Source organism: Streptomyces sp. NPDC051322 (genome assembly GCF_040689485.1).
Taxonomy (GTDB): Bacteria; Actinomycetota; Actinomycetes; order Streptomycetales; family Streptomycetaceae; genus Streptomyces.
Map to the genome: position 1 here is coordinate 230,428 of NZ_JBFBAK010000001.1, position 18,065 is coordinate 248,492.

Below are 18,065 nucleotides of genomic sequence, written 5' to 3' on the forward strand. Positions count from 1 at the left end.
GCCGTTCAGGGGCAGCCATGTCGCACAACGGGCCACCGACCATCGTGTCGATCGCCGAGCACGCAGGGGTTTCCATCGCGTCCGTCTCCCGGGTGCTCAACGGGATGAGCGCCCGCCCGGCGACCGTGCAGAAGGTCGAGCGCGCGGTGACGGAGCTCGGTTACGTACCGAACGCGGTCGCCCGTTCCCTCAAGGGCGGCAGGACCCGGCAGCTGACCTTCGCGATGGAGGACATCGGGAACCCGGTGTACGTGGCGATGGTCCGCGGGATCCAGGCCGTCACCAAGGCAGCCGGTTACCGGCTGCTGCTGCATTCCACCGACGCGGTCGTCGACGACGAGCTCGCGGTGATCCGCAGCCTCAGCGACCGCACCAGCGACGGTCTGATCCTCTGCCCCATCCGCGTCACCGGCGCCTACGCCCAGGCGCTGAGCGCGGCCGCCGCACCGGTCGTCATCATCGGCTCGGTGCCCGAGTCCGTGCCGGTCGACAGCGTGCGGACCGACTCGGTGCAGGGCGTCGGGCTGGCCGTGCGGCATCTGTACGAGACCGGTCGGCGCCGGATCGCCTTCGTCAACGGGCCGCTGGACACCGTGCCGGGGCGCAACCGCGCGACCGGGTACCGCAACGCGCTCGCCGATCTGGGGCTGCCGTACGACGAGTCGCTGGTGGTGAACACCGAGTTCGCCACCGAGGCGGGCGCGGAGGCCGCCGAGCGGTTGCTCGGCTCGGGTCCCGACGCGATCTTCTGCGCCAACGACGTGCTGGCGGTCGGTGCGCTGCGGGCCCTGCACTCCCGGGGCCTGCGAATTCCCGAGGACGTCGCTGTCGCCGGCATGGACGACAGCAGCTTCGCCCAGGCCGCCTGGCCGCCGCTGACCAGCGTGGACCTGGGCTCCACCGAACGCGGCCGAAGGGCGGCCGAACTGTTGCTCGACCGGCTCGACCAGGGCCCCGCCCCGCAGGCGCCCCGGCGCACCACCGCCCTGCCCCGCCTCGTCGTACGCGCTTCGACCGCGTCGGCGACCGACCAGGAGAACCCGAGGTCCGTATGAGTCTCACCGCAGCCCGGGGCAATGAGGCCCCGGGAGAACGCGGCACCCCGCCGCCCCGCTCCCCCGAGCAGCGCAAACGCGCGCTGGGGCTGGACCGGGGGGCGTGGTTCCTGCTGGCGCCCGCCCTGATCCCGATCCTGGTGCTGAGCGTGGGCCCCCTGCTCTACGGCATCTCGCTCGCCTTCAGCGACTCACAGTCCGGGCGCACCTCGACGACGCAGTTCACCGGTCTCGCCAACTTCACCGATCTCTGGCACGACTCGCTGTTCTGGGAGTCGTTCAGGATCGGCGTCATCTGGGCGGTCAGTGTCACCGCGCTGCAGTTCCTGCTGGCGCTGGGGCTCGCCCTGCTGCTCAACGAGAACCTGCGCTTCCGCTGGCTCGCCCGCACCCTGGCGCTGGTCCCGTGGGCGATGCCCGAGGTGGTGGTGGGCATCATGTGGCGGCTCGTCTACCACCCGGACGCGGGCATTCTCAACAAGACGCTGACGCAGCTGCATCTGATCCATCAGAACGTCGACTGGCTCACCAGTCTTTCGGTCGCACTTCCGGCTGTCATCGTGGTCGGCGTGTGGGCGGGCATGCCGCAGACCACCGTGGTACTTCTGGCCGGACTGCAGAACGTTCCGGTCGAGCTGAAGGAGGCCGCGAACCTCGACGGCGCCGGGCTGTGGCGCCGCTTCACCACGGTCACCTGGCCTGCCATCAAGCCTGTGGTGGTGGCCGTGACCGCACTGAACTTCATCTGGAACTTCAACTCGTTCGGCCTGGTCTATGTGCTGACGCAGGGCGGCCCCGGCGGCAAGACCCGCCTTCCGAGTCTCTTTTCGTACGAAGAAGCCTTCAAATACGGCCAGTTCGGTTATGCGGCCGCCATGGGCCTGGTGATGGTGGTCGTCATCGCTCTCTTCCTCACCCTGTTCCTGCGCAAAAAGCTGAATGAGGAGACGGCATGAGTGTCCCCACAGGTCTCCGGGCCCGCCGGACGGCCGGCCGCACCGGCCAGTACCTCGCCCTGCTGTGCTATCTGGTCTTTCTGGCTTTCCCGCTGCTGTGGCTGGTCTCCACCGCGTTCAAGTCCCCCAGGGAGCTCGGGTCCATCGATCCGACCTGGTTGCCCCAGCATCCGACCCTGGACAACTTCCGGGCCGCCTTCGACGCCCAGCCGCTGCTGCACTCCGCACTCAACAGCCTGATCGTCTCGGGCAGCGCCACGGTGATATCGGTGGCACTCGCGGTGCCCGCGGCGTACGCCCTGGTCCGCTTCCGCAGCAGGATGTCCAAGGTGGCCAACGGCTGGGTGCTGGTCAGCCAGATGTTCCCGTTCGTGCTGATCATCATTCCGCTGTTCCTGGTGCTGAAGAACCTGCATCTGATCGACTCGCTGGTCGGCCTGATCGCGGTGTACGTGGTCTGGAACCTGCCGTTCTCGCTCTGGATGCTCCAGGGGTACGTCAAAGCCGTGCCGATCACGCTGGAGGAGGCCGCGGCCGTCGACGGCGCGGGCCGGCTGCGGACCCTGGTGAGCGTGGTCTTCCCGCTGCTCACCCCCGGCCTGGTGGCGACCGCGATGTTCACCTTCGTCACCGCGTGGAACGAGTTCTTCTTCGCCCTCGTGCTGCTCAAGTCCCCGGAGAACCAGACGATGTCCGTGATCCTCACCCGTTTCACCGGTGCGGAGGGCGCGGCGGACCTCGGTCCGCTCGCCGCGGCCTCCGTCATCGCCACCATCCCCAGTCTGCTGTTCTTCGCGCTGCTCCAGCGCCGGCTTGTCAGCGGCATGCTCGCAGGGGCGGTGAAGGGCTGATGCGCACCCGTACCCGGATCCGTACCGCCGCGGTGGCGCTGGCCGCCGCTGCCGGACTCACCTTCGTCACCGGCTGCGGTGGCGGGAGCAGTGACGATTCCTCCGGTCATGTCACCCTCGAATTCCTCAGCCTGGCCTGGCAGAAGGACTCCGTCGCCGCCAACAAGGCGCTGGTCAAGGAGTGGAACGCGGCCCACCCCGACGTCCAGGTGAAGTATGTCCAGGGCAGCTGGGACGGTATCCACGACCAGTTGCTGACCTCCTTCGAGGGCGGTCAGGCGCCGGACATCATCCATGACGACGCCTCCGACCTCACCGACTTCGCCTACGGCGGCTACCTCGCCGATCTGCGGGACGAACTGCCGAAGTCCCTGAAGCAGGACATTCCTCAGCAGTCCTGGGACATGACCACCTTCGACAAGGGCGTCTACGGGGTGCCCTTCCTCCAGGAACCGCGGGTGCTGGTCGCCAACACCGAACTGCTGACGGCGTCCGGCGTACGGATCCCGACAGCCGCCCACCCGTGGAGCTGGCCGGAGTTCGAGCAGGCTGCCAAGAAGCTCACCGTCCGGGGCACCGGCGGAAGGCCCCGGCAGTACGGCGTCGCCTGGTCGATGAAAGAACCGGTGAGCCAGTCGGTCAACAGCGCCGTCTCCACCGGCGGGACGATCTTCAAACGGGTGGACGGCAAGAACAAGGTGACCTTCGACGCGGCCGACTCGGCGGTGTCCCAGGTGATCAACCGGCAGATCAACGAGACGCACACCGCGCCGAAGAGCAGTCTGGGGATGGCCGGCTCCGACACCCTGCCGGGCTTCTTCGCGGGTAAGTACGCCATGGTTCCGCTGAACTTCTCGTACCGACAGCAGGTCGAGCAGCAGGCACCGAAGGGCTTCGACTGGACCGTGCTGCCGATGCCGGCGGGCAGCGGCCCGCACGGGCAGGCCCAGGGTGTCGTCCCGCAGACCCTCTCGGTCTCGCAGGACTCCCAGCACAAACAGGCAGCGGTCGACTTCATCTCCTTTCTCACCCAGGGCAAGAACGCCGCGCGTCTGGCCCTCGGCGACTGGCTGCTGCCCAACAGCAGTTCGGCGCTGAAGGACCCGGCGCTGAACACCACCGAAAACGGCTGGCGTACCGGCATCCAGCTCGCCGGTGACCTGGTCCCCTCCCCCGTTCTCGGGGTGCGCGGCTACGCCGAATGGAAGGACAAGATCGCCACGCCGGCCTTCCAGGAGTACTACAACGGCTCGATCGGGCTGGACTCGCTGCGCGGAAAACTCGCGGGCGACGGCCAGCGCGTCCTCGACCGTTACCAGCGCTGACGCCTCCCGCGCCGGCGCGACCCCACACCAGCACAACCCCGGAAATGAGCACGATCAGCACCATGAGCGGCAGCCCCGATCCATCCCCCGCAGCATCCGGGCCACTCGTGACCCGGCTCCGGACCGAGCGGGCCGACGTGCCCCGTTCGCTGTGGGACCGTGCGCGCGGCGCGCTGCTCGGTCTCGCCGTCGGCGATGCGCTGGGCGCCCCGGCGGAGAACATGAAGCCGTCGCAGATCCGCGAACGCTGGGGGCGTATCGAGGGGTTCGTCTCGGACCGGCCGGCCGGCACCGACGACACCGAGTACGCGATCTTCTCGGGGCTGCTGCTCGCCGAGCACGGTTCCGCGCTCACCGTCGCGCATGTCGAGGCGGCGTGGCATCTGTGGATCGCGGACCGCGACGAAGGGGCTTTCCGCGGCGCCGGTTTCAGCGAGCGCGGCACCCTGGAGAACCTGAGGCGCGGACTCGCCGCACCCATCTCCGCGCAGCACCGGCACGCCTGGAGCGACGGTCTGGCGATGCGGGCGGCGCCGTTCGGGGTGTACGCGACCGGCCGGCCGGCCGAGGCGGCCCGGCTGGTGGCGGTGGACGGCACGGTCAGTCATGACGGTGAGGGGATCTACGGCGGCCAGGCCGTCGCCGCCGGGGTGGCCGCCGCCATGGTGAGCGACAGCCCTGACGCGGTGGTGCAGGCCGCGCTGTCGGTGGTCCCCGAGGACTCCTGGACCGCGCGGTCGCTGCACCGTGCGGTGAGCGCGGCCCGCCGTGCGGTGCCCGGTCCGGACGGCTCGCCGCTGCCGGTCGAGCGGGCGGTGCGCTCGGCGGTGGTGATCGGCGGGTATCCGTGGACCGATCTGGCCCCGGAGGCCGTCGGCCTGGCGTTCGGCGCGTTCATCGCCGCCCGCGGCGACTTCACGGCGTCCGTGCTGATGGCCGTCAACATGGGCCGCGACGCGGACACCACAGCCGCCGTCGCGGGCTCGCTCGCCGGGGCGCTGGGCGGTGAGTCGGGCATCCCGGCCCGCTGGGCGGACGCCATCGGCCCGGTGGGCGGCAGCTGTCTGCCCGCGATGGCCGGGCGCCACATCCTGGAGGTCGCCGACCGGCTCGTTCCGCCGGACGACAACAGACACCGCGCCGCCGCCCCGCACAGCAAGCAGCACGACGACAGGCAGCACGACAACAGCCGGCGCGACAACAGGCACCACGACAACAGGCAGGCCGCCTCGTGACGACACAACTGACCGATCCCGCGACGGAACTGTCCGGCACGGACCCCTGCCGCCGGGTCGAGGGACTGCTCCTCGGTATCGCGGCGGGAGACGCCGCGGGCTGGCCGGCCGGACGGCACCGCGCCGCGCTGCTGCCCAACTGGACCCGCAGGCTCACCCGTGAACTGGACACCTTCGCCGAGCAGAACGCGACCACCACGCTGCCGGTGCCCATCGCGCTGAACCAGCCGCCCGCACCGCTCCAGCTGGGGCCGTCCGACGACGCGGAATGGGCGACGTTCAGCGCTCAGGCGATCCTCTCCGCCGCAGCGTCCGGGCACAGCGATCTCTCCCCGCAACAGCGGGTCCGTTCGTCGCTCGCGCTGGCCTGGAGCGCGCTCGCCGACGAGGTGGCCGCGGCCTCCGCCCAGGCGGACGAGATCGAGTCGGCGCTGATGCCGCTGCGGGCCCGGATCTCGGTGCGGGCCGGGCTGGGCAATCTGGCCGCGGGGCTCCGGCCGCCGGCCACCGGCCACGACAATCCGCACCACTTCGACGACGCCGCCTGTGTGCGCGCCGCTGTGCTCGCGGTGGTGCACCCGGGTGATCCCGCGGCCGCCGCCGACCTCGCCGAGTTCGACGCCCGCTACACCCAGGACGGTGACGGGGTGCACGGCGCCCGCGCGATGGCGGCCGCCGTCTCCGCCGCACTCGGCGGCGCGTCCGTCGGCAGCTGCGTGGACGAGGCGCTGGCGCAACTGCCGGAGGGCAGCGAGATCCGGCGCAACGCGCTGCACGCGGTGACGCTCGCGCGGACCGCGACGGCCGCCAGGCCCGGCCGGCCGGGCAGCGCCTTCGAACTGGTCCCCGTCCTCGAGCACCAGATCGTCGACCACGTCTACAGCTACGGCATCGCGGCGGCCGAGACGGTGCCCGTCGCCCTGGCCATGGCCCTCGCGGCCGGCGGGGCGCTGGCCGAGGCGGTGCCCACCGCGGCCTGCCTGTCGCGGGTGGCCGATTCGGCGCCCGCGCTGGCCGGCGCCCTCACCGGTGCGATCGGCGGCGCCGAGGCGCTGCCCGCCACCTGGCGGGACAGCTGCCGCACGCTGGTCGGCTGCGCGCTGCCCCAGCTCGCGGGCACCGACCTCGTCGCGGTCGCCGCCGAACTGTCGTCGTACCTGCCCCTGCATCTGTCTGCTTCGCCGGAAGGAACCCGCTCATGACCGCCCCCATCCCGTCCCTGGAGGACCGCACCACCGGTGCCCTGATCGGCGCGGCTGTCGGGGACGCCCTCGGCGGCCCGGTGGAAGGCTGGACGCCCGAGGCCATCAGCGAGCGGCACGGCGGTCGCGTCCAGGGCATCGTGGAGCCCTTCTACAAGGACGAGTGGCGCACCGCCCGCCCCATCGCGCCCTACCACAAGGGCGATGGCCACGTCACCGACGACACCCTGATGACCCATGCGCTGATCCGGGTGTACGAGACGGTCCGCGACCACCTCGACGCCTATGCCGTCGCCGACCACCTGGTGCCCGACCTGATGGGTACCCCGCGCTGGATTCCCGAGCTGGAGGCGGAGGCGCTGCCGCTGCAGCGGATCTTCCTGGCGGAGAAGTGGATCGTCGCCCGGCTGCACTACGGCCATGTCGACCCGCGCGAGGCGGGCGTCGGAAACATCGTCAACTGCGGCGCCGCGATGTACATGGCGCCGGTCGGTCTGGTCAACGCGGGCAACCCGGCGAACGCGTACGCCGAGGCGCTGGACATCTCGGGTGCCCATCAGTCCAGTTACGGGCGGGAGGCGGCCGCGGTGTTCGCCGCTGCGGTGGCCGCGGCCTGCAAGCCCGGTGCGACCCCGGAATCGGTCGTCGCGGACGCGCTGGCGCTGGCGAAGGACGGCACCCGGGCGGCGATAGAAGCGGTCTGTGAGGTCGCCGCCCGGCACGACGGGTTCGAATCGGCGCTCAAGCCGCTGCGTGCGGCGGTGGAGCCGTTCGACACGGTGGGGCCCGAGTACCGCAAGCCGTCGCTGGGGGCCCGCCGGCCGTCCCGGCTGCACTCCATCGAGGAACTGCCGGTCGCGCTCGGCATGTTGCTGGCCGGCCGGGGCGACTTCCGGGAGACCGTGCTCGGTTCGGTCAACTACGGCCGCGACTGCGACTCCATCGCCACCATGAGCGGTGCGATCGTCGGTGCGCTGCACGGCGAGTGCGCGGTGCCCGCCGAGTGGGCGACCGAGGTGGCCACCGCCAGCCGCCTCGACCTGCACGCCCCGGCCGCCGCGCTCGCCGCGGTCACCCGTGAGATGTTCGCCCGTGACCGGGAGCGGAGCCGTGAGCACGAGGCGCTGTTCGAGGCGATCGCGGGTGCCAGGTGAGCAGCGCCGGCTTCCGCACTCCCACCGGCTCCGGCGCGTCGACCGGCGCCCCGGCCGACTCCCCGGCCGCCACCGGTCGGGCGCTGCGGCTGACCTGGGTGCAGCCCGAGGACCTGGTGGGTCATGAGCTGCGCCAGGCCGCCCAGGACGGGCGCGACGCGGCGGACGCCGAGCGCCGCTGGACCGCTGCGGGGGGCCATCCGGCACCGGGACGCGCGGGCGCGTCCGCGGCCCCCGCCGGGCCCGAACTGCGCGGCCTCGCCGAACAGTTGCTGGACGAACTGGCCACGATGGCATCGCCGTGGGCGGCGGACGAACCCACCGAGCTGGACGCGATCCGGGCCCGGTGCGCCGACTGGCCGGCCCCGGACCCCACCCCGGTCGACCGGGAGGCGCTGGCTCCCCGGCTGGAGGCCGCCTGGCTGGGCCGGGCGGCCGGCTGTGTACTGGGCAAGCCGGTCGAGAAGCTGACCCTGGCCGGTATCAGGGCCATCGCCCGTTCCACCGGCAACTGGCCGCTGGACGGCTGGTTCACCGAGGCCGGGCTCGATCCGGCGGTCGCCGCGGCGCACCCGTGGAACCGTCGTTCGCGTCCCACTTCGCTGGCCGAGAACATCGACGGCGCCCCGGAGGACGACGACCTCAACTACCCGCTGCTCGGCCTGTTGCTGCTCGACCGGTACGGGCACGGCTTCGGCACCGCCGATGTGGCGCAGCTGTGGCTGGACGAGCTGCCGGCCGGGCGTACGTTCACCGCCGAGCGGGCCGCGTACCGCAATCTGCTCTGCGGGATCGAGCCCCCGGCGACCGCCGTGCACCGCAACCCGTTCCGGGAGTGGATCGGCGCGCAGATCAGGGCCGACATCTTCGGCTGGACGCATCCGGGCGACCCGGCCGGGGCCGCCGCGGCCGCCTGGCGTGACGCGGTGCTCACCCATACGGCGAACGGCGTCTACGGCGAGATGTTCGCCGCTGCCGTGATCGCCTCGGCGGCGGGTGGCGCTGCCGACGTTCATGCCTGTCTGCGGTCCGGTCTCGCCGTCGTCCCGCCGCGTTCGCGGTATGCCGCGGCGGTGCGCTTCGGCATCGAGCGGGCCACCGCCGAACCGCGGGGGGACGCCGAGGGGTTCGAGACGGTCGTGGACGAACTGCACGCGGCGTACGGAGACCACCACTGGGTGCATGTGCTGCCGAACGCCGCGCTGCTGGCAGCTGCGCTGACGCATGCCGACGGTGCTTTCACCGGTGCCATCTGCCGTGCGGTGTCCGGTGGTTGGGACACCGATTCCAACGGCGCAACGGCGGGCAGCGTCGCCGGTCTGCTCGCGGGCGGCCCGTCGGTGCTGCCGACGCGCTGGACGGCCCCGTTGAAGAACCGGCTGGCCACCACGGTCGGCGGGCTGGACGGAGTCGGCTTCGACGAACTCGCCGTGCGCACGCTGCGCCACGTACAGGGAAGAGGCACCACGGCATGAGCACGCAACCATCCGCCACGCTGACGGTGCTCGGCTCCACGAACATGGACCTGGTGGCGTATGTCGCGGCCGCGCCCCGGCGCGGGGAGACCGTGACGGGGCGGGAGTTCCGTACGGTGCCCGGCGGCAAGGGCGCCAACCAGGCGGTGGCCGCGGCCCGGGCGGGCGGCGCGGTCACCATGATCGGCGCGGTCGGCGACGACGACTTCGGGTCCCGGTTGCGCGTTGCGCTGGCCGCGTCCGGGGTGGAGGTGTCCGGGCTGCGGACCGTACCGGGCGCCAGCGGGACCGCGCACATCGTGGTCGACGACGAGGGGGGCAACGCCATCGTCGTCGTACCGGGCGCCAATGGCACGGTCACCTCGCTCACCGCGGAGGACGAGGACCGGATCGCCGCGTCCGGGGCACTGCTGCTCCAGCTCGAACTGCCGATGGCCGGGGTGCTCGCGGGTGCCCGCGCGGCTCACGCCCGGGGGATTCGTACGGTGCTCACGCCCGCCCCCGCGCAACCGCTGCCCGACGAACTGCTGGCGCTGACCGACCTGTTGGTGCCCAACGAGCATGAGGCGGCCGCGCTGACCGGCTGCCGCGACCCGCAAAAGGCGGCTGCCGCCCTGCTCGAGCGGGTCCCCGAGGTGGTCATCACGCTGGGCGCCGCGGGCAGTCTTCACGCGGCCCGTGGAGCCGAGCCGGTGACCGTACCGGCGTTGCGGGTCCGTGCGGTGGACACCACCGCGGCCGGGGACACCTTCGTCGGCGCGCTCGCGGTCGCGGTCGGCGAGGGGCGGGAAACGCGGCAGGCGCTGGCCTGGGCGTCGGCCGCCGCCGCGCTGAGCGTGCAGCGCCACGGCGCCGGCGCCTCCATGCCCGACCGCACCGAGATCGAAGCGCTGTACGTAAGGAACAACCGATGAACGACACCACACCGACGGACACTCCGCGACCCGCTCCCCTGGAGGGGATGCGCGTCCTGGACCTCGCGACGCTCTTCGCCGGGCCGCTGGCCGCGACGCTGCTCGGTGACTTCGGGGCCGAGGTCATCAAGATCGAGCACCCTCGCAGGCCCGACCCCTCGCGGGGGCACGGCCCCAGCAAGGACGGGGTGGGGCTGTGGTGGAAGCTGCTGGGCCGGAACAAGCGCAACATCACTCTCGATCTGTCGGCGCCCGACGGCCGTGAGGTGCTGCTCAGACTGGCGGCCGATGCCGATGTGATCATCGAGAACTTCCGGCCGGGCACGCTTGAGAAGTGGGACCTGGGCTGGGACCGGCTCGCGGCGGTGAACCCGCGGCTGGTGCTGGCCCGGGTGACGGGTTTCGGACAGTTCGGCCCGTATGCGCGGCGTCCCGGATTCGGCACGCTCGCCGAAGCGATGAGCGGTTTCGCCGCGATGACCGGCGAGCCGGACGGCCCGCCGACGCTGCCGCCCTTCGGTCTCGCCGACTCGGTCGCCGCGTTGTCCACCGCGTACGCCGTGATGGCCGCCCTGTCGGGCCGCGACCGTACCGGGCGGGGGCAGGTCGTCGACATGGCGATCGTGGAGCCGATGCTCGCGGTCCTCGGACCGCAGGCCATCTGGTACGACCAGCTCGGCTATGTGCAGCCGCGCACCGGCAACCGTTCCAACAACAACGCGCCGCGCAACACCTACCGCACCCGGGACGGCAAGTGGGTCGCCGTGTCCACCTCCGCGCAGTCGATCGCGGAACGGGTGATGCGGCTGGTGGGGCGCCCGGAGCTCATCGACGAACCCTGGTTCGCGTCCGGTGCGCAGCGGGCCCGGCACGCCGATGAACTGGATGAGGCGGTCAGCCGCTGGATCGCCCGGCACGACAGGGCAGCGGTGATGAAGGCGTTCGAGGAGGCGGAGGCGGCCATCGCCCCGGTCTACGAGATCGCGGACGCCATGGACGACCCGCAGTACCAGGCGCTGGGCACCTTCGCCGAGGTGCCGGACGAGGAGCTGGGCACCATCCGGATGCAGAACGTGTTGTTCCGGCTCTCCGAAACCCCCGGGGCCATCCGATGGGCGGGCCGGCCGCACGGCGCGGACACCGATGAGGTGCTGTCCGGGATCGGCCTCGACGAGTCCGCCATCGCGGCGCTGCGCGCGTCCGGGGCGGTCCGGTGAACGCGGCGCTGACCTGGCTGTACGTCCCCGGGGACCGGCCGGAAGTGGTGGCGAAGGCGCTGCACAGCGGGGCCGATGTGGTGCTGGTCGACCTGGAGGACGCGGTCGCCCCCGACCGCAAGGCGTATGCCCGCGCGGCGACCGTCGAACTCCTCACCGACCCGGTCCCCGGGCCCTCACCGGTGCACGTCCGGATCAACGCGCTGGACGGCCCGCTGGCCGCGGACGATGTGCGGGCGCTGGCCACGCTGCCCGGCCTGGCGGGACTGCGGCTGCCGAAGGCCAACGGTCCGGGAGAGGTGCGCGCCGTGGCCGACCGGGTGGCTGCGGCGGGCGGGCCGGCGGAGCTGCCGCTCTTTCCGATACTGGAGTCGGCGCTGGCGGTGGAGCGCGCCTACGAGATCGCCACCGCCACGGTGGCGGTGGGCGGTATCGCGCTCGGCGAGGCGGATCTCTGCGCCGATCTGGGCGTCCAGGACGACGCCGGCCTTGCCTGGCCGCGCAGCCGCACGGTGGTCGCCGCGCGGGCCGCCGGTCTGGCGCCGCCGGCGCAGTCGGTCTTCACCGATGTGCGCGATCTGGACGGCCTGGCCGCGTCCTGCGCCCGGGGCCGGGCGCTGGGGTTCCTCGGACGGGCGGCGATCCATCCTCGCCAGCTGCCGGTGATCGAGCGGGCGTATCTGCCGACCCCGGCGGAGGTCCGGGCGGCGGAGGACGTCGTGCTGGCCGCGGTGTCCGAGGCGGGGGCGCTGGCGCTTCCGGATGGGCGCTTTGTGGATGCGGCGGTGGTGGCGGGGGCGCGGCGCACGCTTGAGTTGGCGGGGCGCGATCGCCGGGGCTGACGCCCCTCCCCCTCTTCCGGGGCTCCGCCCCGGACCCCGCTCCTCAAACGCCGCAGGGGCTGGATTGTGCCCCGCGGGGGTTACATCCCGGGGGGCCTGGCAGGGATCATCCCCGCAAGGGGCCCGGCAGAGGTCGTCCCCCAGGGGGTCAGGTCTGGTCGGCCTTGGCTTCTGCCTTGGCTTCGGCTGCGGGAAGGGCGTCCGGGTCGGATTCCGGGTCGGTGTCCGTGTTGGCCTCGGGGGTGGCCTCGGCGTCGGGCTCGGTCTCCTCGGCCGCTTCAGCGGCCCCGGCCCCCGCGGCGGGTTCCACGATCGGCTCGCGGCCCGGGCGTAGCTTCGACGAGACGACGAAGTACGTCACCGCGAGCAGGAACACGATCATCGCGGTCCAGTCGTTGAGCCGCAGACCGAGAATGTGGTGCGCGTCGTCGACCCGCATGTACTCGATCCAGCCGCGTCCGACGCAGTAGGAGGCGACATACAGGGCGAAGGCCCGGCCGTGGCCGAGCTTGAAGCGGCGGTCCGCCCAGATGACGAGCAGCCCGACGCCGACGCACCAGAGCGACTCGTAGAGGAACGTCGGGTGGTAGGTCCCGGCGATACGGTCCGGGCCCTGGCTGATCTTGAGCGCCCACGGCAGGTCCGTCGGCTTGCCGTACAGCTCTTGGTTGAACCAGTTGCCCCAGCGGCCGATGGCCTGGGCGAAGGCGAGGCCGGGCGCCAGTGTGTCGGCCCAGGCCGGCAGCGGGATACCGCGACGGCGGCAGCCGATCCAGGCTCCGACCGCGCCGAGCGCGACCGCGCCCCAGATGCCGAGGCCGCCCTCCCAGATCTTGAAGGCGTTGACCCAGTCCCGGCCATCGGTGAAGTACAGCTCGTAGTCGGTGATGACGTGGTAGAGCCGTCCGCCGACCAGCCCGAAGGGCACGGCCCACACGGCGATGTCGGCCACCGTGCCGGCGTTGCCGCCCCGGGCGACCCAGCGCTTGTTGCCGTACCAGACGGCGACGAAGACACCGATGATGATGCAGAACGCATAGCCGCGCAGCGGAATCGGTCCGAGGTGGACCACGCCGGTCGACGGACTGGGGATGTAGGCAAGGTTCATGGCACCGTCGACGCTACCTTGCCGGGTGGGGCAGGGGGCAACCCACCCGGCAACGTAGTGATAACGAGGGGCGGCCGAACGGCGTCAGGCCGAGGGGCTCGGCGAGAGGGTGCCCGGCTTCTTCCCCTTGTTCGCCTCGGCGACCCACTTCTTCAGATGGGCGGGCGTGATCTGCTCATTGCCCTTCTTCGGGTAGATCGGTTCGCCGTTCAGCTGGACGGTGGGCGTGCCGCTGAATTTGCCCTTCTGGAAGGCCGCATTGGACTTCTTCACCCAGCCGTCGTGCTTCCCCTCGTTCACACAGGAGGTGAAGGCGGCCGTCTTCAGCCCGGGGACCCTGCCCGCCAGCTCGATCAGCCGGCTGTTCTTGGCGAAGGCGTCGTCGGTCTCCTCGGGCTGGTTCTCGTACAGCACGTCGTGGTAGGCGGGGAACTTCCCCGCGGACTGCGCACAGGCGGCCGCGTTGGCAGCGCGCAGCGAGCCCGAGCCGCCCATGTTGCCGTCGATCAGGGTGACGAGGTGGTACTCGACCTTGACCTGGCCGGACTGCTCCAGCTGATGGACGGTGCTGCGGAAATCGGTCTCGAACTGATCGCAGGCCGGGCAGCGGAAGTCCTCCCACACGGTGAGCGTGGACGGTGCGTCGCTCGCGCCCACCGGGATCGCCAGGCTGTCCTTTCCGGTCGCGCCCTGCGGCGGGAGCGCCGCATGTGCGGTGGTGGTGCCGCTGTCGTCGCCGGAGTCGGCCGCGACGACGCCGATCACGGCGGCCAGCGCCAGTACGCCCACCACGGCACCGCCGACGATCAGTCCGCGCCTGCGCTTGTCCCGCGCCTTCTGCTTCTGGCGCTCTTCGATGAGCCGCTCTCGGGCGGCCCTCTTCGCGTCTCGGTTCTTCTCGCTCACACCCGCAGCAACGAACCGGGGAGGCACCAGCGTGCCTCCCCGGTCGCACTTCCACCCGTACGAGCGACGGCGTCAGCTTCGGCGTACGCCCTTGGCCAACTCGCCCGCCAGTTCGCGCACGGCCGCCAGACCGGCGCTCTCGTCGGCCGCGTCCAGCATGCGCTTGACGAACGCGGATCCGACGATCACACCGTCGGAGAATCCGGCGACCTCCGCGGCCTGCGCGGCGTTCGAGACGCCGAGCCCCACACAGACGGGCAGTGCGGTGGTGGCCCGGGTGCGCCGGACCAGGTCCTGGGCCTGCTCGCCCACCGAGGTCCTGGTGCCGGTGACGCCCATCAGCGAGGCCGCGTACACGAAACCGGACCCGGCGGCGGTGATCGTCGCGAGGCGTTCGTCCTTGCTGCTCGGGGCGACGACGAAGACGGTGGCCAGACCGTGCTTCTCCGCGTGCTCACGCCACAGCGCGGACTCCTGGACCGGCAGATCGGGCAGGATGCAGCCGGCCCCGCCCGCCTCGGCCAGCTCCGCGGTGAAGCGCTCGACGCCGTACCGGTCGACCGGATTCCAGTACGTCATCACCAGGATCGGCGCGCCGGTCGCCCGGTAGGCCTCACGCACCGTGCGGAGCACGTCGGCAATCTTCACCCCGCCCTTGAGGGCGATATCGTCGGCGGTCTGGATGACCGGTCCGTCGAGGACCGGGTCGCTGTGCGGCAGACCGACCTCGACGATGTCGGCCCCGCCGTCGATGACCGCCTGCACGGCGGCGATCCCGCCGTCGACGGTGGGGAACCCGGCCGGCAGGTACGCGATGAGCGCGGCCCGGTCCTCGGTCCTCGCCCGGTCGAGGACCGAACTCAGCAGTTCGATGTTGCCGCTCACTTGGTGACCTCCGCATCCGCGCCGTACAGCCCGAAGTAGCGGGCAGCCGTGTCCATGTCCTTGTCACCGCGGCCGGACAGATTGACCACGATCAGGCCGTCCTTGCCGAGTTCCTTGCCGAGATCCAGCGCACCGGCCAGCGCGTGCGCGGACTCGATGGCCGGGATGATTCCTTCGGTACGCGAGAGCAGCCGCAGCGCCTGCATGGCCTGGTCGTCGGTGATCGCGCGGTATTCGCCCCGCCCGATGTCCTTCAGGTAGGCGTGCTCCGGGCCGATTCCCGGGTAGTCGAGGCCGGCCGAGATCGAGTAGGGCTCGGTGATCTGGCCCTCCTCGTCCTGCAGGACGTACGACCGGGAGCCGTGCAGAATACCCGGCTCACCGGCGGAGAGGGTGGCCGCGTGCTCGCCGGTCTCGATGCCGTGGCCGGCCGGCTCGAAGCCGAGCAGCCGGACCCCGGCGTCCGGAAGGAACGCGTGGAAGAGGCCGATGGCGTTGGAACCGCCGCCGACGCAGGCGGCGACCGCGTCGGGCAGCCGCCCGGTCCGCTGCAGGATCTGCCGCCGCGCCTCCACCCCGATCACCCGGTGGAAGTCGCGCACCATGGCGGGGAAGGGGTGCGGTCCCGCGACCGTACCGAAGAGGTAGTGCGTGCGGTCCACATTGGCGACCCAGTCGCGGAACGCTTCGTTGATGGCGTCCTTGAGGGTGCGGCTGCCCGACTTCACGGCGATGACCTCGGCGCCGAGCATGCGCATCCGGGCGACGTTGAGTGCCTGGCGTTCGGTGTCGATCTCGCCCATGTAGATGGTGCACTCGAGGCCGAACAACGCGCAGGCGGTCGCCGTCGCGACGCCGTGCTGGCCGGCACCGGTCTCGGCGATGACCCGGGTCTTGCCCATCCGCTTGGTGAGCAGTGCCTGGCCGAGCACGTTGTTGATCTTGTGTGATCCGGTGTGGTTGAGGTCCTCGCGCTTGAGGAACATCCGCACGCCGCCGGCGTGCTCGGCGAAACGCGGGACCTCGGTGAGGGCGCTCGGCCGTCCTGTGTAGTCGGCCATGAGCTCGTTGAGTTCGGCCGCGAACGACGGGTCGGCCTTGGCCTTGTCGTACTCGACGGCGACTTCGTCCACCGCGGCGACCAGCGCCTCGGGGATGAACTTGCCGCCGAATTCACCGAAATAGCCGTCGGTGCCGGGGATCCGGCCGTCGGGGTCGGGAATGAAGAAATCTGAAGACATGCGTGATCTCCACGGGTACACGTACGGGTACACGACCGGGTACGACGGGTCGCGTACGGGGGAGGTGGGCGGTGTCGCTGAGCGGTTCGCTCAGCGACGCCATCGCATGCCGTTGATCTGGCCGGGCTCGGAGCCGATGTGATAGCGCACCCGCCGCCCCCGCACCCGCCGTGCGGGCGCACGGCAGCCGCGCGGCTTGCACCCGCGGAGGAGGGCGGCGAAGGCGGTCATGGCGGGTCAGCCCCGCCCGTGGCGCAGCGCGGGGTGGGCGCCGGCGGCGACGAGGTCGGCGACGGCCGACTTCGGGTTTCCGCCGGTGACCAGCGACTCGCCGACCAGGACCGCGTCGGCGCCCGCGTTGGCGTAGGCGATCAGGTCGTGCGGGCCGCGGACCCCGGACTCGGCGACCTTGACGACGTGCGCCGGGATCTCGGGGGCGACCCGTTCGAAGGTGCCGCGGTCGACCTTGAGCGTCTTGAGGTTGCGCGCGTTGACCCCGACGATCCGGGCGCCGGCCTCGACGGCTCGTTCGGCCTCGTCCTCGTCGTGCGCCTCGACCAGCGGGGTGAGCCCGATCGACTCGGCGCGCTCGATCAGCGAGACCAGCGCCTCCTGCTCCAGCGCCGCGACGATCAGCAGCACCAGGTCGGCGCCGTAGGCCCGCGCCTCCCAGAGCTGGTAGGCGGTGACGATGAAGTCCTTGCGCAGGACCGGGATGTCGACCTTGGCCCGGACCGCCTCCAAATCGGCGAGCGATCCGCCGAAGCGGCGCTGCTCGGTGAGCACGGAGATCACCGAGGCTCCGCCGGCCTCGTAGTCGGCGGCGAGCGCGGCGGGGTCGGCGATCGCGGCCAGCGCGCCCTTCGACGGGCTGGAGCGTTTGACCTCGCAGATCACCTTCACGCTGTCGCCACGCAGCGCGGCGACCCCGTCCTGCGCCGGGCGGGCCTTCGCCGCGCGCTCCTTGAGCTCATCGAGGCTGACGCTCGCCTGACGTTCCGCGAGGTCGGCGCGTACGCCTTCGATGATCTCGTCGAGCACACTCACGCGAGCGGCCCCCTTCCGGGACGGTGTGGATGGATCAGGTTCAGCCAGTCCGATGTTATCCGCATCGGGGCGCGGGCTCCGCATCAAGCCGGTGGGAGTCCCACTGGGTGGGCGTTCACGGAGCCAGTGCGGACCCCATGGGAAGGTTCCGTACAACGGTGAAAACCAGGATCACGGCCCCGATCGCCCACCAGTACGCCGGACGGAGCGTGACCTGTGTGGGGCGCCCCCGTACGGCACGAATCAGCCACACGGCCATCACCACGGCGAAGACGCCGTAGCCGATGACGGCGAGCGCGTTGTCACCGAGAGCGGCCCGGAAATCGCCGTGCGCGACCGCATGGGCGCTGCGCAGCCCGCCGCAGCCGGGGCAGTAGATCCCGGTGAGGGCGAGCAGCGGGCAGACCGGGTAGTGGCCGGGGTGGTTCGGGTCGACCGAGCCCACGTATCCGAAGGCGGCGCCCACGGCGATCAGGGTGCCGATCGGGGTGAGGAGTCGCCGGACCGGCGATTCCGATGAGGGGGCCGACCGCCGGGGCCGGAAGGCGGCGGGCGTTGCGTATGGATCCACTCGGTGATTCTCCCCGTTCACGCGAGAAGGCGCAGCCCGTGGGGGGCTGCGCCTCGCATCGGAAGTCCGCTGACCCGGAAG

Annotated in this window: 17 protein-coding genes; 11 read left to right on the top strand and 6 right to left on the bottom strand. The window is 71.6% G+C overall.

The genetic code is table 11. From position 1 onward, the window contains the following. Nucleotides 1-17 precede the first annotated feature (17 nt). From AB0436_RS01055 to AB0436_RS01105, 11 genes are all read left to right on the top strand, one after another. The gene (locus AB0436_RS01055; protein WP_366465518.1) at nt 18-1,055 is read left to right on the top strand and encodes a LacI family DNA-binding transcriptional regulator; all 1,038 of its coding nucleotides are present in this window, start codon (nt 18-20) and stop codon (nt 1,053-1,055) included. After that, the gene (locus AB0436_RS01060) at nt 1,052-2,011 is read left to right on the top strand and encodes a sugar ABC transporter permease (protein WP_366465519.1); all 960 of its coding nucleotides are present in this window, start codon (nt 1,052-1,054) and stop codon (nt 2,009-2,011) included. Before AB0436_RS01055 ends, AB0436_RS01060 begins: the two co-directional genes overlap by 4 nt. After that, complete coding sequence (locus AB0436_RS01065) at nt 2,008-2,862, top strand: carbohydrate ABC transporter permease (protein ID WP_366465520.1); 855 nt, start codon at nt 2,008-2,010, stop codon at nt 2,860-2,862. Before AB0436_RS01060 ends, AB0436_RS01065 begins: the two co-directional genes overlap by 4 nt. Continuing rightward, entirely contained in the window at nt 2,862-4,187 is a 1,326-nt protein-coding gene (locus tag AB0436_RS01070; protein WP_366465521.1) for a sugar ABC transporter substrate-binding protein, read from the top strand. Before AB0436_RS01065 ends, AB0436_RS01070 begins: the two co-directional genes overlap by 1 nt. Before the next feature lie 53 nt (nt 4,188-4,240). Beyond that, entirely contained in the window at nt 4,241-5,422 is a 1,182-nt protein-coding gene (locus tag AB0436_RS01075) for an ADP-ribosylglycohydrolase family protein (protein WP_366466104.1), read from the top strand. After that, the gene (locus AB0436_RS01080) at nt 5,419-6,624 is read left to right on the top strand and encodes an ADP-ribosylglycohydrolase family protein (protein WP_366465522.1); all 1,206 of its coding nucleotides are present in this window, start codon (nt 5,419-5,421) and stop codon (nt 6,622-6,624) included. Before AB0436_RS01075 ends, AB0436_RS01080 begins: the two co-directional genes overlap by 4 nt. Beyond that, nucleotides 6,621-7,778, top strand: a complete 1,158-nt coding sequence (locus tag AB0436_RS01085; RefSeq protein WP_366465524.1) for an ADP-ribosylglycohydrolase family protein — start codon at nt 6,621-6,623, stop codon at nt 7,776-7,778. Before AB0436_RS01080 ends, AB0436_RS01085 begins: the two co-directional genes overlap by 4 nt. A gap of 83 nt (nt 7,779-7,861) precedes the next feature. Then, entirely contained in the window at nt 7,862-9,253 is a 1,392-nt protein-coding gene (locus tag AB0436_RS01090; protein WP_366466105.1) for an ADP-ribosylglycohydrolase family protein, read from the top strand. Continuing rightward, nucleotides 9,250-10,167 (top strand): ribokinase, encoded by a 918-nt coding sequence (rbsK, locus tag AB0436_RS01095; protein ID WP_366465525.1) that lies wholly within the window; start codon nt 9,250-9,252, stop codon nt 10,165-10,167. The genes AB0436_RS01090 and rbsK overlap by 4 nt, the downstream gene beginning before the upstream one ends. After that, nucleotides 10,164-11,384: a CoA transferase gene (locus tag AB0436_RS01100; protein WP_366465526.1), complete on the top strand. Its 1,221-nt coding sequence runs from the start codon at nt 10,164-10,166 to the stop codon at nt 11,382-11,384. The genes rbsK and AB0436_RS01100 overlap by 4 nt, the downstream gene beginning before the upstream one ends. After that, a complete protein-coding gene (locus tag AB0436_RS01105; protein WP_366465528.1) occupies nt 11,381-12,226 on the top strand; it encodes a CoA ester lyase in 846 nt (281 codons plus the stop codon). The genes AB0436_RS01100 and AB0436_RS01105 overlap by 4 nt, the downstream gene beginning before the upstream one ends. 148 nt (nt 12,227-12,374) lie before the next feature. On the opposite strand, the gene lgt is transcribed toward AB0436_RS01105, so the two are convergent. The 6 genes from lgt to AB0436_RS01135 all read right to left on the bottom strand — a co-directional run bounded on the left by lgt (nt 12,375) and on the right by AB0436_RS01135 (nt 17,984). Further along, complete coding sequence (gene lgt / locus AB0436_RS01110) at nt 12,375-13,334, bottom strand: prolipoprotein diacylglyceryl transferase (RefSeq protein ID WP_366465529.1); 960 nt, start codon at nt 13,332-13,334, stop codon at nt 12,375-12,377. An 84-nt stretch (nt 13,335-13,418) separates the two neighbouring features. Continuing rightward, entirely contained in the window at nt 13,419-14,240 is an 822-nt protein-coding gene (locus AB0436_RS01115) for a thioredoxin domain-containing protein (RefSeq protein ID WP_366465530.1), read from the bottom strand. Nucleotides 14,241-14,312: 72 nt separating this feature from the next. After that, the gene (trpA, locus tag AB0436_RS01120; protein WP_366465531.1) at nt 14,313-15,125 is read right to left on the bottom strand and encodes a tryptophan synthase subunit alpha; all 813 of its coding nucleotides are present in this window, start codon (nt 15,123-15,125) and stop codon (nt 14,313-14,315) included. Then, nucleotides 15,122-16,366: a tryptophan synthase subunit beta gene (gene trpB / locus AB0436_RS01125; RefSeq protein WP_366465532.1), complete on the bottom strand. Its 1,245-nt coding sequence runs from the start codon at nt 16,364-16,366 to the stop codon at nt 15,122-15,124. Before trpB ends, trpA begins: the two co-directional genes overlap by 4 nt. A gap of 237 nt (nt 16,367-16,603) precedes the next feature. Further along, nucleotides 16,604-17,413: an indole-3-glycerol phosphate synthase TrpC gene (trpC, locus tag AB0436_RS01130; protein WP_366465533.1), complete on the bottom strand. Its 810-nt coding sequence runs from the start codon at nt 17,411-17,413 to the stop codon at nt 16,604-16,606. A gap of 115 nt (nt 17,414-17,528) precedes the next feature. Next, the gene (locus AB0436_RS01135; RefSeq protein WP_366465534.1) at nt 17,529-17,984 is read right to left on the bottom strand and encodes a DUF2752 domain-containing protein; all 456 of its coding nucleotides are present in this window, start codon (nt 17,982-17,984) and stop codon (nt 17,529-17,531) included. Between the last annotated feature and the right edge of the window lie 81 nt (nt 17,985-18,065).